Below are 14,452 nucleotides of genomic sequence, written 5' to 3' on the forward strand. Positions count from 1 at the left end.
TCCTCAATCGGCCACGGCTCGCGCGAGTTCTTTCAGCATGCGGCCGAGATCGCCGCTGTCGGCGCCCGGCACTCCACTTGCCGTGTGTAGTCGCTCGATGATCTGGGCGCGCTGCTGCGGCGTTACGCCGAATATGAGCCGGTAGCCGTCGTTTGTCGGAGCCGCGACCTTGGTCTGGATTTCGCCGATCAGGGGAAGGGTGAGCGTGCCGGTGGTGCCGGTCGCAAGGCCGACGGGACCGCTGACGCGCGCGCCGCCGGGACCGAGATTGACGATCCAGCCGCGTTGCGCCTTGCCGTCGATCGTCAGGGTTATCGGCTCGACGATCTGACGTTGCGGCCGGTTGTAGCGTGGACGATCGATGCAAACGGCGATCGCCACCGACAGCACCAGAATGTTGTAGACCGTCCAGAACATCACGATGACGACGCCGTCTCCCGCGGTCCCCGTGGTATTGAAAACGAAATCGGACGTCAGCGACACGATCAGGCCACCGACCGTCAGCGCCATCAGGATCAGGAAGGGCCGCATCAGCGGCCATTGGACGATGATCTTGGCGCGGTCGCCGCCCTTGGCGGTGACCGAGAATTTGTGCGGACCGGGGGAAAGAAGGCCGAGAACGGCGGCGCGGAGCACGGGCCAGGCGGCGACGATCTGCGAGACATCGTTGACGATCGGAATGAACAGTCCCTTGGACAGCCAGTTCAGCGTGTACATGATCGAGAGATAATATGGGCCGTAGTACCGGATGATGTCGGCGATCGAGGCATTCACCACGGTCACGCCGCCCCACCAGTAAAGCAGCGGACAGATCAGCGCGGCGAGGCGGAACGGATAGGTCGACGTCCAGTAGAGCAGCGAGTCGAGCACGCTGAGCCGGTGGAAGACATCGAGACCATGGGAGCCGAACGGATTGTAGACGTTGCGCGCGATCTGCATGAGGCCGAGGCACCAGCGGCCGCGCTGCACGACGTATTCCGCAAGGCCTTCCGGCGCCAATCCCTCCGACAACGCCTCGTTCAGGTATACGGTCTGATAGCCGTGTGCAGACAGGCGCAGCGTGAGCAGGAAATCCTCGGTGACGCTCTCGGTCGGGACGCCGCCAATCTCCTCCACGGCGGAGACGCGGAATATCGAGGAGGTCCCGCAGCACATGGCGATGCCCCAGGCGTCGCGCGCCGGCTCGACGTTGTCGAAGAAGTGGCGCTGCTCGTCGGGGTAGGCTGCGCCGATGCCGAGATTGTGCTGGATCGGGTCCGGGTTGAAGAAGTGTTGCGGCGTCTGTACGAGGCCGACAGCCGGGTCGTGAAACAGCGCCATCGTCCGCTCGATGAAGTCGACATGAGGCACGAAGTCGGCGTCGAGAACGGCGACGAAGTCCGGCCGGTCCGCATCCGCCGCGCGCAGCCGCAAGGCATTGTTGATGTTGCCGGCCTTGGCGTGCGACTTGTCGGTACGGGCGACATAGCCGATGTCGTGCTCGGCGCAGTAGTTCTGGAGCCAGGCCCGGCTGCCGTCGTCGAGGACGAAAACGCGTAATGCCGCATAAGTGATGGCCTTGGCGCCGACGATGGTTCGCTCCAGGACTTCGAGCTGCTCGTTATAGGTTGTGATGAAGATGTCGACCCGAGGCGGCGGCCTCGGAAGCCACCAGCCGGCATGGCGATCAGCTTCCGTCGTCCGCTCCTTGGTCCGGGTCAGGATCAGGAAGGCGAAGGACGACGAGACGACGGTGAGCGCTTCGAGAATGGCGAAGCCCCAGCTGAGGAGCCCATCCGGCGTAAGGCCAAGCGGGGCAAGAGTCTCCGTGAAGCGCCAGGCGACATAGCGCCAGGCCAGCAGGATCGAGCCGCTCAGGAGCAGGGCCCGCCAGTACCATTTCCTCGGGTCCAGGAGAGGCAACACCAGGAGGCGCAGTCCGATGACGACTGCAATGACTGCGAACGCGGACAGAAATGGTGACAGCGTCGGCATCAGTAGCCGTACCGGGCGACGAAGCGGCGGAATGCCGCGACCGGTCCGCTGGTGAAGATCACCCGGCCGGTGCGCCCGATGGCGCAGGACAGGTCCGGCTGCTTGGCGAGATCTGGCACCGCCACGGTGACGTCGAAGCGCTGCAAGTGCTGCGGCGTCGGGCCGACGGCGAGATTGGCGTAGAGCTGCGAGGCGCCCGAGCCGCCGAGACGTGTCACCGTTCCATCGAATATCCGGTCGTCGCCGAACAGACGGAACTGCACCGGGACACCGATCGACAGGCTGTCGTAGAGCCTTTCGGGAACGCTCGCGGTCACCACGAGACTGTTGCAGTCCACCAGCTTGACGAGATCCTGACCTCGACGGGCATACTCGCCATCGTCGACGAGGAAGTCCCAAGCCATGCCCGGCACGCGGGCCCTCAGCGTCGCCGAGGTCAGTCGATTGATCCGGACGCGCTCGGCGTTGATCTGCTGCTCGTACTGGAGCTGGCGGGATTGGATCTGCTGCTCGTCCACGGCAAGTTCGGCGAGACGCAGGTCGAGCTCGTGGATGCGCTGCATCGAGAACGGCACGTCATTGTAGGAGTCGCCGATGAAGACCCCCGATTGCGCGGAGCCCAGCTCGGTCTCGAAATAGTTGGTGCGCTGCTTCGCGCTTTCGACATCCTGCTTGGCGATGTCGAGCGACACGCTGGCCTGGTCGAGGCTGGCAATCGTCTGGACCCCGCGTTCCTTCAGCTCGTTGGCCCGCGTGAAGGTGAGATCCGCGAGCTTCAGCCGGGCGGCCGCGGCATCTTCCGCCGCCTTTGCCTCGGCGATGCGTGCCGCGATCTGCCGGACGCGGCCGGTCTTGTAGTTGGCCGACTGGGTCGCGAAGGCGGCCCGGGCCTGCTCGAGCGCCGAACGCTGCGCTGGAACCCGCTTGAGCGCGATCTTCTGCTCGTCACGTTCGCGCTCGAGATTGAGCAGGCGCGTGGTGTCGAATCGGTCATCGACGATCTCGGCCATGAGTTCCCCGGCATTGACCCTGGCGCCGATATTGCTCACCCCCAGCGTCACGCGGCCTTCGATCGGCGCGCGCACGACGTACAGCCGGGCATTGACGGTCGCGTCGCCTGAAGTTCCCGCGAAATGCTCGCCGATCAGGATGTAAAGGCCGCCGGCGAGCAGGAGGATGCCGACGAAGATCCGAGCTACTCTCATGCGGTACTCCCGCTCGGCAGCTGCCTGCCGCATCACCATCCCGCTGTGCGAAACGCAGTGGCGCTCGTTTTAAGATAGTATTTAATTGTCCGGCTACTTTGACGCTAGTCAAGAACACCGATGGGGCGGCACAGAATTGCGAGGCGCCTGGGCGATATCAGCGGCTGTTGCCGCGATCGGGCTGCCGGCGCATCGATCGTGCCCTGATGCAGGCGTCGGCGACGGCGGTCCTTCGCCGGAGGAGCCGCATCGCGGGGGTGAAGACCGAGCGGGCGCAATGTTCGATGCGATGCAGATGTTCGAGGACGCGTCGATGGCCGGAAAGGCCGCTGTCACGCGGATATTCGAGGCCTGACCGGCGAGGTCATCAGCACCGTCTCCACGGCGATTGGACGGTGGACTCTCGCGCCCGTCGCCCCCTGTTAAGGTAAACAAATGGTTTAAATTGCCGTGCGGGTTTGCCGGGCGTTAGCTCGTCTGGAAATCGGCCGGACGGGCGGTTTGTGGGATGCAAAGGTGGGCGTGACATGATCAAGGATTGCGTGATCAGGAATTGGCGGCTCAGCTGCGTCAACGGTGTGCTGCTGGCGCTCTATTTCGTGCCCGCCTGGACCATCATCGCGTTTCAGATCATGGTTTCGCCGATCCAGGGGTTGTTCGCGCGGCCGAATATCGCGGTGGCGCTGTTCATCAGCGACCATCTGCAGCTGTCGGGCATCGAGACGGTCCGTGCCGCCTGGCTGCTTGCGCTGGCGCGACTGACGGTCGCAGGCTTCTTCGCGATGTTCCTGGTGCTGATCCTGGTTCCGCGGGTGCGAAAGGTGGCCGGCTATGTCGAGGCGCTGTCGATCGGGCTCGGCTTCGGCAGCATGCTCGCCTTCTTCAGCATGATCATGGCCGCCAAAGTCGGGGAGCCCCAGGCGTTGCGTCTGCATGCCACGGAACTCCTGATGCTGCTCGGCACGGCCATCGTCATGCTCGTGGAGAAGCCGTCGACGCAGGCCTCGCCGTCCTCCGCATCCGCTCCGCCGAAGATGATGGAGCCCACGGCGACGCCGTCGCCGCAGCAGGCATGACGCCCCGATCCGTCGCGGTGCATCAGCGCTGGGTCAGAAAGCCCAGCACGGCATCGTTGAACTGGCCTGCCGCTTCGACATTCGAGATGTGCGCGGCATCGACGATGGTCATGCTGGCGCCGGCGATCCGGCTGCGGGTCGCTTCCGCCATCGCGATCGGCGTCGACTTGTCGTAGCGGCCGGCCACGACGAGGGTAGGGCTCTTGATGGCCGGCAGATCCTCGCGCAGATCCAAGGCGCGCAGTGCCGCGCAGCAGGCAAGATAGCCCTCGACGGGCGTGGCCACGAGCATCGCCTTCATCCGATCGGCGACATCAGGATTGTGATCGCGAAACTCCTGTGTCAGCCAGCCGGCGATGACGGTGTCGGCGATTCCAGCGAGTCCGCTGTCCTCGACCGCCTTGATGCGGGCGTCCCAGATTGCCGGATCGGGGTAGTAGCAGGTGGTGTTGGCGAGCACGAGCTTGCCGACGCGTTCAGGGGCATGGGCGGCGAGCCACTGCCCGACCATGCCGCCCATCGACACGCCGCACCAGTGCACCTTCTCGATGTTGAGGTCATCGAGAATCGCCAGCGCATCGCGGCCGAATCGCTCGATCGAGTAGGGCCCGGGCGGCACTTGCGATTTGCCATGACCGCGCCGGTCATAGCGGATCACGCGGAACACCTGCGTGAAGGCGCGCATCTGCGGCTCCCACATCTGCAGGGTCGAGCCGAGCGAGTTCGACAGCATCAGGGTCGGCCCGCCGTCGCGGCCCTCGACGGTGACATTCAACAGACAGCCGTCGGCATCGATCATCGGCATGGGCGGAATCCTTGTCGCAGGCGGTCGCGCCGCCGGAGGAATCGTGCAGATTTGATGGCGAACTAAGCACCGCCGCCGCCGTCTGCCAATCAAAACCCGACGGTGACGAGGTCCGGAATGCTGCGGTGCTCCGGCTTTTCTGCAACGCTTCCGGGCGCTGCCCGCCCTTCCTTTTGGGCGTTCGGTGCTTTACTTGAATGCCTCTAACCGCGCCAATCGGGGGGAGATGCACATGGCAATGACGATGACGGGCGAGGTCCAGCTGGCCGCTTCGCGAGAGCAGGTCTGGGACAAGCTGAATGATCCGGAGGTGCTCAAGACCTGCATTCCCGGCTGCGAGGAGCTGGAGAGGACCGAGGATGGCGGCCTCCGCGCCGTCGCCAAGATGAAGGTCGGACCGGTCTCCGCGCGCTTCAAGGGCAAGGTGACCTTGAGCGATCTCGATCCGCCGAACGGCTACAAGATCTCAGGCGAAGGCGAGGGCGGTGTCGCCGGATTCGCCAAGGGTGGCGCGGTCGTTGCGCTGGCGGACAAGGACGGCGGCACGCTGCTGACCTACAATGTCGAAGCGCAGATCGGTGGCAAGCTGGCGCAGCTCGGCCAGCGGCTGATCAACGGCACCGCCAAGAAACTCGCCGACGAGTTCTTCGCCAACTTCGCCAAGGCGGTTCAAGGCTGATCGCAACCGACCCATGCGCGGCCGGGGGCGAGGTTGCCCGCCGCCGGGAGCGCCCATATGATGGTTTTCGACTGATTTTGCTGGGCTGCGCTGCAGTGCAACGCTGTGGCGCGGATAATAGAGAGTCCTGAATGGCCAAGATTTCCATGATTGTGAACGGTAATCCCGTCACGGCGAACGTCGATCCGCGGACGCTGCTGGTGCAGTTCCTGCGCGAGAATCTGCGCCTCACCGGCACCCATGTCGGCTGCGACACGTCGCAATGCGGCGCCTGCGTCGTCCATCTGGATGGCAAGGCGGTCAAGTCCTGCACGACCTTGGCCGTCATGGCCGATGGTCATGAGGTCAGGACGATCGAGGGGCTCGCCGCCGACGGCGCGCCGCTGCATCCGATGCAGGAAGCGTTTCGCGAGCACCATGGCCTGCAATGCGGCTTCTGCACGCCCGGCATGATCATGACCGCGGTCGATCTCGTCCATCGCAAGGGACATGAGCTCAGCGAAGAGACCATCCGCGAGGAGCTGGAGGGCAATCTCTGCCGCTGCACCGGCTATCAGAACATCGTGCAATCGATCGCCGCCGGCGCCAAGGCGATGGCCAAATCGGACCTCGCCTAAACGTCTGACCTCGCCTTAGTCCGCCCGCTGCGCACAGGACATTTCCCCATGTACGAATTCAAATATCATCGGCCGGCGACCGTGCGCCAGGCCGCCAATCTCCTCACCAAGAACGAAGACGCCAAGCTGGTCGCCGGCGGCCACACGCTGGTGCCGGTCATGAAGCAGCGGCTCGCAAGCCCCCCGCATCTGGTCGATCTCTCCCATGTCGAGGGGCTCGATACGATCGAGGTGAAGGGCCGCAACCTCGTGATTGGCGCGATGGCGCGTCACGCCGACGTCGCCAACTCCGCCACCGTCGGCGAGGCGATTCCTGCGCTGGCACATCTGGCGAGCCTGATCGGCGATCCCGCGGTGCGCCATCGCGGCACCATCGGCGGCTCGATCGCCAACAACGATCCGACCGCGGACTATCCGGCGGCATGCCTCGCGCTCGGCGCCACCATCGTCACCAACAAGCGCAAGCTCAAGGCCGAGGAGTTCTTCCTCGGGCTGTTCACGACCGCGCTGGAGCCCGACGAAATCATCACCAAGGTGAGCTTTCCGCTGGCGAAGAAGGCGGCCTATGTGAAGTTCCGCAACCAGGCCTCGCGCTACGCGCTGGTCGGCGTGTTCGTCGCGCGCCGTCCGTCGGACGTGCGGGTCGCCGTGACCGGGGCCGGCGGCAACGGCGTGTTCCGCGTCACCGCCTTCGAGGAGGCGCTGCAGAAGCGGTTTTCGCCGAAGGTGCTGGAAGGCATTCCGGTCTCGGCCGAAGGCCTCAACAGCGACATTCACGGCAGCGCCGAATATCGTGCCCATCTGATCGGCGTGCTGGCGCGCCGTGCGGTCGATGCGGCCAATACCGGCGCCAAGGCCTCAACCGCGTCGGAGGGAGCCGCCGAACCCGAGGCTCCGGCTTCGTGACGGACGCGTGAAGAAGGAAGCGGTCTCGCCCATGAGTGCTCCGGCCCTGCCAGCATCGGTCGACGCGATGCTCGAATTGTTGTCCTCGCGCGGCTATCTGGCCGAGCGATCGCTGGCGACGGTGACCTATCTGTCGCTGCGCATGGGCCGGCCGCTGTTCCTTGAAGGCGAGGCCGGCGTCGGCAAGACCGAGATCGCCAAGGTCCTTTCGGCGGCGCTCGGTCGCAAGCTGATCCGACTGCAGTGCTACGAGGGTCTCGACGTCGCCTCCGCCGTCTACGAATGGAATTCAGCGGCGCAGATGATCGCGATCCGGCTGGCGGAAGCGGGCGGCGAGGTCGACCGCGATCAATTGACGTCGGACATCTTCGCCGACCGCTACCTGATCAAGCGCCCGCTGCTGCAGGCGCTGGAGCCGGATGTCGCCGGCGCGCCGGTTCTGCTCATTGACGAGCTCGACCGCGCCGACGAGGCGTTCGAGGCCTATCTGCTCGAGATCCTCTCCGACTTCCAGGTCACGATCCCGGAGTTCGGCACCGTCAAGGCGCCGCATCCGCCGATCGTCATCATCACCTCGAACCGGACCCGCGAGATCCATGACGCGCTGAAGCGGCGCTGCCTGTATCACTGGGTCGATTATCCCTCCGCCGAGCGCGAGCTCGCCATCGTCAAGACCCGGCTGCCCGGCATCTCGCAGCGGCTGTCGCAGCAGATCGTGCGCTTCGTCCAGGCGCTGCGCGACCAGGACTTCTACAAGTCGCCGGGGGTCGCCGAGACGCTCGACTGGGCGACCGCATTGACCGAGCTCGATGCGCGCTCGCTGAACGCCGAGGTCGTCGGCGACACGCTGGGCGCGCTGTTGAAGTATCAGGACGACATCGCCCGCATGCAGGGCGATGCGTTGCAGAAGGTGATCAAGGACGCGACCAGCGAGACTTGAGGCGGGGTCGCGCAACAACAACGGTCGTCATTCCGGGGCGCCCGGAGGGCGAGCCCGGAATCCATACTCACGATCGTGGTTATGGATTCCGGGCCCGTGCTTCGCATGTCCCGGAATGACGAGGGGATGGAGCCATGCCCACCAGCATCAATCACCTCGCGCCGCCGACCGGCGGCATCGCCGACAACATCGCTGGCTTTGCGCGGGCGCTGCGCGCCGCGGGCCTGCCCGTCGGGCCCGGCGCCGTCATCGATGCCATGACCGCGCTCGAGGTCATCGACATCGGCAAGCGGCCGGATGTCTTCGCCACGCTCGAATCGATCTTCGTCAAGCGCCACGAGCACGCGCTGATCTTCGCCCAGGCCTTCGACCTGTTCTTCCGTCCCGCCGAGGAATGGAAGTCGATGCTCGATTCGGTGCCGCTGCCGGACCACGCCAAGAAGAAGCCGCCGCCGGCCTCGCGCCGCGTCCAGGAGGCGATGTCGCAGCCGCAGATGCATGAGGAGCCGCAGGCGCAGGAGCAGGACCTGCGGCTCTCGGTGTCCGACCGCGAGGTGCTGCAGAAGAAGGACTTTGCGCAGATGAGCGCGGCGGAGATCGCCGACGTCACCAGGGCGATCGCCAAGATGCGGCTGCCGCAGGCCGAGCTGAAGACGCGCCGCCACACCACCGATCCGCGCGGCCACCGCATCGACATGCGCAAGACCCTGCGCCAGGCGCTGCGCACCGAGGGCGAGATCATCAATTTCCATCGCCTGGGGCGGATCGAGAAGCCGGCGCCGATCGTGGCGCTGCTCGACATCTCCGGGTCGATGAGCGAGTACACCCGCCTGTTCCTGCACTTCCTCCACGCCATCACCGATGCGCGCAAGCGGGTCTCGGTGTTCCTGTTCGGCACGAGGCTGACCAACGTGACGCGGGCGCTGCGCCAGCGCGATCCCGACGAGGCGCTGGCGAGCTGCTCGGCGAATGTCGAGGACTGGGCCGGCGGCACAAGGATCGCCACCTCGCTGCAGACCTTCAACAAGCAGTGGGCGCGGCGCGTGCTCGGGCAGGGCGCCATCGTGCTCTTGATCTCCGACGGGCTGGAGCGCGAGGCCGACAGCAAGCTCGCCTTCGAGATGGACCGGCTGCACCGCTCCTGCCGGCGGCTGATCTGGCTCAACCCGCTGCTGCGCTATTCCGGCTTCGAGGCGAAGGCGCAGGGCATCAAAACCATGCTGCCCCACGTTGACGAATTCCGCCCGGTGCATAACTTGACCTCGATCGAGACGCTGATCTCGGCGCTGTCGTCGCCGCTGCCGCCGCATCAGCGCAGCGCGATCCGGCCCGCCGCCTGAGAGGGAGATGACCATGCTCAATCGCGACGAAGACATCCTCAGGGCCGCCGAGGACTGGCACAAATCCGGTCACGGCGTGGCGCTCGCCACCGTGGTCGAAACCTGGGGCTCGGCCCCGCGCCCGGTCGGCTCCAACCTCGTGATCAACGACGAGGGCACCTTCCTGGGCTCGGTGTCCGGCGGCTGCGTCGAGGGCGCGGTCGTCACCGAGGCGCTGGACGTGATCTCCAGCGGCCAGCCGAAGATGCTTGAGTTCGGCGTCGCCGACGAGACCGCCTGGAACGTCGGGCTGTCCTGCGGCGGCACCATCCGCGTGTTCGTCGAGAAAGTGGGCTGACCGATGCAACTTGCAACGCTGGCAGAACTGAACGCCGAGCGTGCCGCGCGTCGCCCGGCCATTCTCGTCACCGACGTCGCGTCCGGCGCGCAGCGCCTGGTCAAGGCCGCCGCCATCGCGACTGACCCGCTGCGCAACGAGCTGTCGACGCATCTGCGCATGGGCAAGAGCGGCATGGTCGAGGTGGACGGGAAGCGGCTGTTCCTCAACGTCTACGCCCCGACGGCCAGGCTCGTGATCATCGGCGCCGTCCATATCAGCCAGGCGTTGGCGCCGATCGCCAAGTCGCTGGGCTATGACGTCACCGTCGTCGATCCGCGCACGGCCTTCGCCAGCCCCGAACGCTTCCCCGACGTGCCGCTGATCGCGGAATGGCCCGACGTGGCGCTGCCGCCGCTCAACGTCGATCACTACACGGCCTTCGTCGCGCTGACGCATGATCCCAAGATCGACGATCCGGCGCTGCTGCACGCGTTCTCGCGCGACTGCTTCTACATCGGCGCGCTCGGCTCGCGGAAGACGCATGCCAAGCGTCATGATCGGCTACGGGCGCAGGGCGCCAGCGACGCCGACATCGCCCGCATCCATGCGCCGATCGGGCTCGCCATCGGCGCGGTGTCGCCGTCGGAGATCGCGGTCTCGATCATGGCCCAGATCACCGCCACGTTGCGGTTGCCGGCCAAGGAGAAAGAGCAGGCGGCATGAAGTTCGGTCCTGCCAGTCCGGCCGATGCGATCGGCGGGGTGACGGTGCACACCCTGCGCAAGGGATCATTGGTGCTGAAGAAGGGCACGCTGATCGGTCCCGCGGAGGTCGAGGCGCTGGCCCGGGAAGAGGTCAAGGAGATCGTCGTCGTCCGGCTCGAGGCCGGCGACGTCTCTGAGGACGAGGCGGCCGCCGATGTCGCCAAGGTCGTCGCCGGCGCGGGCATTCACGTCGATCGCGCCTTCACCGGGCGCGCCAATCTGTTCGCGGCGCAGCCCGGCGTGCTGATGATCGACCGCGCCGCGGTCGAGCGCATCAACGGCGTCGACGAGGCCATCACCTTTGCGACCCTGCCGGCGTTCAAGCCGGTGGTCGAAGGCGAGATGGTCGGCACCGTCAAGCTGATCCCGTTCGGCGTCGAAGGCCGCCTGCGAGATGCCGCCGTCGCTGCGGCGGGCAGGGGCGCGCTCAGCATCGCCTCCTATGTGATCAAGCGCGTCGGCGTGGTCTCGACGCTTCTTCCTGGGCTCGCGCCCAAGGTCATCGACAAGACGCTGCGCGTCACCGCAGAGCGGCTCGCACCGGCCGGCGCCACCATCATCGCCGAGCGCCGCGTGCCGCATGAGCAGGCCGCGCTGGCGGCTGCGATCAGGGAGCTGCTGGCGCTGGGCGCCGAGCTCGTCATCGTGTTCGGCGCGTCCGCGATCGCCGACCGCCGCGACGTCATTCCCGCCGCGATCACCGGCATCGGCGGGGCCATCGAGCATTTCGGCATGCCGGTCGATCCCGGCAATCTGCTCTTGATCGGCAATGCCGGCGGTGTGCCGGTGCTCGGCGCGCCCGGTTGCGCCCGCTCGCCGGCCGAGAACGGTTTCGACTGGGTGCTGATGCGGCTGCTCGCCGGCATCAAGGTCACCCGCGCCGAGCTGACCGCGATGGGCGTCGGCGGCCTGCTGATGGAAATCGTGACGCGGCCGCAGCCGCGTGCCAAGCCGGAGGCCGAGGGCGAACGCAAGGTCGCCGCGGTCGTGCTTGCCGCCGGACGCTCGACCCGGATGGGCGGACCGAACAAGCTGCTGGCCGAGCTCGACGGCAAGAAGCTGGTGCGGACGGTCACCGAGCAGGCGCTGGCCTCCAGGGCCTGCGAAGTCATCGTCGTCACCGGTCATCAGGCCGAGCTGGTCGAACAGGCGCTGTCCGACCTGAAGGTCCGCTTCGTCCGCAATCCCGATTTCGCCGGCGGGCTCGCCAGCTCGGTTAAATCAGGCATTGCCGCGGTGCCTGAGGGCGTCGATGGCGCGGTCGTGTGCCTCGGCGACATGCCGATGGTGTCCTCGGATCTGCTCGACCGTCTGATCGGCACGTTCGCGCCTGATCGCGGCAATTTGATCGTGGTGCCCGTGTCCGAGGGACGCCGCGGCAACCCCGTGCTGTGGTCGCGCCGCTTCTTCGCCGAGCTGATGACGCTGGACGGCGACGTCGGCGCGCGGCACCTGATCGCCAAGCACACCGAGGCCGTCGCCGAGGTGCCGGTCGATGGTGACAGTGCGTTTCTCGACATCGACACGCCGCAGGCGCTGGAAGCCGCGCGGCGTGGCTGAGCCCACGTAGCCCGCCCTCAACCTCCCATTCACCAAGTCTCAACGACCCCCGGCTAGATTTGCCGACATTGGGCCTCGGGGGAGGAGAGAGTGATCATTTCGACCGCTGCGCGACGTTTCGCGCTGTTTGCATTTGGACTGACCGTGATCGTTGCTGCCGCGCGCATCGCGAGCACCAGCGCCATCAGCCCGGCCCACGCCGCCGGCGCCTTCGCCATGGGCCAGTGCGCCGCCTACGGCCAGGCGTTCGACTATCCGGCGGAGCATCTCGCCAAGGCCGCCGCGCTCAAGCAGTGCAAGGGCGACTGCACCGCGGTGACGATGAAGAAGGCCTGCGCCGCGTTCGCGGTCGATCTCACCAATCCCTGCGGCGCCCACGGCTATGCTGTTCGGCCGACGATCTCGACCTCACTCAACGAGGCGACCCGGGAATGCTACAAATATGGCGGCAAGGAATGCGTCATCCGCGCCTGGGTCTGCGACGCCAAGGGTTGATTCAAGTCTGATGATCTCAACGGCTCGGCTGCCGGGGTTCCACGTCCGCTTTCATTTCGATGCTTCACCCCGAGAACGGCTCGGCTATTCTCGGCGTTCGATGACATCGAACCCCGGAAGTGACATGCAATTCGACACCAAGATCGCGCTGATCATCCGCAACGATCTCGAGGCCTGGCAGAAGCTCAACGTCGCGGCGTTTCTTTCCAGTGGCATCGCCGCCGCATTTCCCGAATGCATTGGCGCACCTTATGAGGACGGCTCGGCAACCCTGTATCACGCGTTGATCGGGCAGCCGATCCTGATCTACGGCGCGCCGGATCGTGCCGCGCTGGCGCGTGCCCTGGATCGGGCGCTGTCGCGCAGCGTGAAGCCTGCGCTCTACACCGAGGACATGTTCAAGACCACGCATGACGAGGCCAACCGCGATGCCGTGAAGGCGGTGGCGCGCACCGATCTCAATCTGGTGGGACTGGCGTTTCGTGCCGAGCGCAAGGTGGTCGACAAGGTCGTCGACGGACTCAAATTTCACGCCTGACAGAAACGGGCGCATTGCGCTGTCATCAAACTGTTACTTCATGCGGCGGCGCGGCTTGACGCCGATCAAGACCGGACGACTCCGACGTCGTTAGTTTGCGCCGCGACATGAGGAGCAGACAGATGCAGACCATGAAAGCCGCCGTCGTCAAAGCCTTTGGCAAGCCGCTGGTCATCGAGGACGTTCCAATTCCTGCGCCGGGACCCGGCGAGATTCTGGTCAGGGTGAAGGCCTGCGGCGTCTGCCACACCGATCTTCACGCCGCCTCCGGCGATTGGCCGGTGAAGCCGGTGCCGCCGTTCATCCCGGGTCACGAGGCGGCCGGCATCGTCGCGGCGCTCGGGCCAGGGGTCACCGACTTCAAGGTCGGCGACGCCGTGGGCGTGGCTTGGCTGCACGATGCCTGCCTGCGCTGCGAGTATTGCGAGACCGGCTGGGAGACACTGTGCGAGCACCAGCACAACACCGGCTACAGCGTGAATGGCGGCTTTGCCGAATACGTGATCGCGTCCGCGGCGTTCGCCGCGCGTCTGCCGGCCAATGTGGACTTCGCCAGGATCGCCCCGATCCTCTGCGCCGGCGTCACCACCTACAAGGGCTTGAAGGAGACCGACACGCGGCCCGGCGAGTGGGTGGTGGTCTCCGGCGTCGGTGGCCTCGGTCATGTCGCCATCCAGTACGCGAAGGCGATGGGGCTGAAGGCGATCGGTCTCGATATCGCCGATGACAAGCTGAAACTCGCGCTGGAGGCGGGCGCCGAACATGCCGTCAACGCGCTCGACAAGGATGCCGTGGAGCAGGTGATCCGGATCACCGGCGGCGGCGCTCATGGCGTGCTGGTCACCGCGGTGTCGACGCCGGCTTTTGCCCAGGCGCTGCACATGGTCCGCCGCAAGGGGACGGTCAGCCTTGTCGGCTTGCCGCCGGGCGAATTCCCGACGCCGATCTTCGATGTCGTGCTGAAGCGCATCACCGTGCGCGGCTCGATCGTCGGCACCAGGCGTGACCTCGACGAAGCCATTGCGTTTGCCGCGGACGGCAAGGTGACGGCCGAGGTGACCACGGCGCCGTTGTCGGAGATCAACACCGTCTTCGACCGCATGAAGGCCGGCAAGATCGACGGTCGCGTGGTGCTCGACTTCGGCTGATCAGCATGACCGATTGGTGCGCCGCCGCGCCGAACACTTCGCGGCGGTTTGATCTGGATCAGGAAGGGGGACGCGCGGCGCTGGCA

General features: G+C 66.0%; 15 protein-coding genes. 12 read left to right on the top strand and 3 right to left on the bottom strand.

Features of this window, described 5'->3' with window-relative positions:
* Positions 1 to 3: 3 nt before the first annotated feature.
* Positions 4 to 1,974, bottom strand: a complete 1,971-nt coding sequence (locus tag QX128_RS25425; protein ID WP_316238838.1) for a glycosyltransferase — start codon at positions 1,972 to 1,974, stop codon at positions 4 to 6.
* On the bottom strand, positions 1,974 to 3,179 hold the full coding sequence (locus tag QX128_RS25430; protein ID WP_315801140.1) for an HlyD family secretion protein: 1,206 nt from the start codon (positions 3,177 to 3,179) through the stop codon (positions 1,974 to 1,976). The genes QX128_RS25425 and QX128_RS25430 overlap by 1 nt, the downstream gene beginning before the upstream one ends.
* A 527-nt stretch (positions 3,180 to 3,706) precedes the next feature.
* On the opposite strand from QX128_RS25430, the gene QX128_RS25435 reads away from it, so the two are divergent.
* On the top strand, positions 3,707 to 4,255 hold the full coding sequence (locus QX128_RS25435; protein WP_316215957.1) for a hypothetical protein: 549 nt from the start codon (positions 3,707 to 3,709) through the stop codon (positions 4,253 to 4,255).
* A 22-nt stretch (positions 4,256 to 4,277) separates the two neighbouring features.
* Here the strand turns inward: QX128_RS25435 and pcaD are convergent, their stop codons facing one another.
* Positions 4,278 to 5,060 (bottom strand): 3-oxoadipate enol-lactonase, encoded by a 783-nt coding sequence (pcaD, locus tag QX128_RS25440; RefSeq protein WP_316238839.1) that lies wholly within the window; start codon positions 5,058 to 5,060, stop codon positions 4,278 to 4,280.
* A 232-nt stretch (positions 5,061 to 5,292) separates the two neighbouring features.
* Between pcaD and QX128_RS25445 the strand changes: the two genes are divergently transcribed.
* The 11 genes from QX128_RS25445 (at position 5,293) to adhP (ending at position 14,366) form a co-directional block, all read left to right on the top strand.
* Positions 5,293 to 5,739 (top strand): carbon monoxide dehydrogenase subunit G, encoded by a 447-nt coding sequence (locus QX128_RS25445; protein WP_315801136.1) that lies wholly within the window; start codon positions 5,293 to 5,295, stop codon positions 5,737 to 5,739.
* Between the two features lie 131 nt (positions 5,740 to 5,870).
* Positions 5,871 to 6,356: a (2Fe-2S)-binding protein gene (locus tag QX128_RS25450; RefSeq protein WP_006612357.1), complete on the top strand. Its 486-nt coding sequence runs from the start codon at positions 5,871 to 5,873 to the stop codon at positions 6,354 to 6,356.
* A gap of 48 nt (positions 6,357 to 6,404) precedes the next feature.
* Positions 6,405 to 7,262, top strand: coding sequence for a xanthine dehydrogenase family protein subunit M (locus QX128_RS25455; RefSeq protein WP_315801135.1), 858 nt, complete (start codon positions 6,405 to 6,407; stop codon positions 7,260 to 7,262).
* A gap of 31 nt (positions 7,263 to 7,293) precedes the next feature.
* Positions 7,294 to 8,202: a MoxR family ATPase gene (locus QX128_RS25460; protein ID WP_316238840.1), complete on the top strand. Its 909-nt coding sequence runs from the start codon at positions 7,294 to 7,296 to the stop codon at positions 8,200 to 8,202.
* 134 nt (positions 8,203 to 8,336) lie between these two features.
* The gene (locus QX128_RS25465) at positions 8,337 to 9,542 is read left to right on the top strand and encodes a VWA domain-containing protein (protein WP_316215959.1); all 1,206 of its coding nucleotides are present in this window, start codon (positions 8,337 to 8,339) and stop codon (positions 9,540 to 9,542) included.
* Between the two features lie 13 nt (positions 9,543 to 9,555).
* Complete coding sequence (locus QX128_RS25470) at positions 9,556 to 9,879, top strand: XdhC family protein (protein WP_315750017.1); 324 nt, start codon at positions 9,556 to 9,558, stop codon at positions 9,877 to 9,879.
* Positions 9,880 to 9,882: 3 nt separating this feature from the next.
* Entirely contained in the window at positions 9,883 to 10,584 is a 702-nt protein-coding gene (locus QX128_RS25475; RefSeq protein ID WP_316176906.1) for an XdhC family protein, read from the top strand.
* Entirely contained in the window at positions 10,581 to 12,185 is a 1,605-nt protein-coding gene (locus QX128_RS25480) for a molybdopterin-binding/glycosyltransferase family 2 protein (RefSeq protein WP_316238841.1), read from the top strand. The genes QX128_RS25475 and QX128_RS25480 overlap by 4 nt, the downstream gene beginning before the upstream one ends.
* Before the next feature lie 90 nt (positions 12,186 to 12,275).
* A complete protein-coding gene (locus QX128_RS25485) occupies positions 12,276 to 12,680 on the top strand; it encodes a DUF4189 domain-containing protein (RefSeq protein ID WP_315801130.1) in 405 nt (134 codons plus the stop codon).
* A 124-nt stretch (positions 12,681 to 12,804) separates the two neighbouring features.
* Positions 12,805 to 13,218, top strand: a complete 414-nt coding sequence (locus QX128_RS25490; protein WP_315759242.1) for a DUF2000 family protein — start codon at positions 12,805 to 12,807, stop codon at positions 13,216 to 13,218.
* Between the two features lie 122 nt (positions 13,219 to 13,340).
* Positions 13,341 to 14,366: an alcohol dehydrogenase AdhP gene (gene adhP, locus QX128_RS25495; protein WP_315801129.1), complete on the top strand. Its 1,026-nt coding sequence runs from the start codon at positions 13,341 to 13,343 to the stop codon at positions 14,364 to 14,366.
* The last annotated feature ends 86 nt before the right edge of the window (positions 14,367 to 14,452 follow it).

The sequence above is a fragment of the Bradyrhizobium sp. SZCCHNR1015 genome (assembly GCF_032489875.1).
GTDB lineage: Bacteria > Pseudomonadota > Alphaproteobacteria > Rhizobiales > Xanthobacteraceae > Bradyrhizobium.

What these genes read in the sequence shown, in the direction of transcription:
- QX128_RS25460 (WP_316238840.1), top strand. Translation starts at nt 7,294, where the DNA reads ATGAGTGCTCCGGCCCTGCCAGCATCGGTCGACGCGATGCTCGAATTG.
- QX128_RS25490 (WP_315759242.1), top strand. Translation starts at nt 12,805, where the DNA reads ATGCAATTCGACACCAAGATCGCGCTGATCATCCGCAACGATCTCGAG.
- QX128_RS25475 (WP_316176906.1), top strand. Translation starts at nt 9,883, where the DNA reads ATGCAACTTGCAACGCTGGCAGAACTGAACGCCGAGCGTGCCGCGCGT.
- QX128_RS25470 (WP_315750017.1), top strand. Translation starts at nt 9,556, where the DNA reads ATGCTCAATCGCGACGAAGACATCCTCAGGGCCGCCGAGGACTGGCAC.
- QX128_RS25450 (WP_006612357.1), top strand. Translation starts at nt 5,871, where the DNA reads ATGGCCAAGATTTCCATGATTGTGAACGGTAATCCCGTCACGGCGAAC.
- QX128_RS25430 (WP_315801140.1), bottom strand. Translation starts at nt 3,179, where the DNA reads ATGAGAGTAGCTCGGATCTTCGTCGGCATCCTCCTGCTCGCCGGCGGC.
- QX128_RS25445 (WP_315801136.1), top strand. Translation starts at nt 5,293, where the DNA reads ATGGCAATGACGATGACGGGCGAGGTCCAGCTGGCCGCTTCGCGAGAG.
- QX128_RS25480 (WP_316238841.1), top strand. Translation starts at nt 10,581, where the DNA reads ATGAAGTTCGGTCCTGCCAGTCCGGCCGATGCGATCGGCGGGGTGACG.
- QX128_RS25425 (WP_316238838.1), bottom strand. Translation starts at nt 1,974, where the DNA reads ATGCCGACGCTGTCACCATTTCTGTCCGCGTTCGCAGTCATTGCAGTC.
- pcaD (WP_316238839.1), bottom strand. Translation starts at nt 5,060, where the DNA reads ATGCCGATGATCGATGCCGACGGCTGTCTGTTGAATGTCACCGTCGAG.
- QX128_RS25465 (WP_316215959.1), top strand. Translation starts at nt 8,337, where the DNA reads ATGCCCACCAGCATCAATCACCTCGCGCCGCCGACCGGCGGCATCGCC.
- adhP (WP_315801129.1), top strand. Translation starts at nt 13,341, where the DNA reads ATGCAGACCATGAAAGCCGCCGTCGTCAAAGCCTTTGGCAAGCCGCTG.
- QX128_RS25435 (WP_316215957.1), top strand. Translation starts at nt 3,707, where the DNA reads ATGATCAAGGATTGCGTGATCAGGAATTGGCGGCTCAGCTGCGTCAAC.
- QX128_RS25455 (WP_315801135.1), top strand. Translation starts at nt 6,405, where the DNA reads ATGTACGAATTCAAATATCATCGGCCGGCGACCGTGCGCCAGGCCGCC.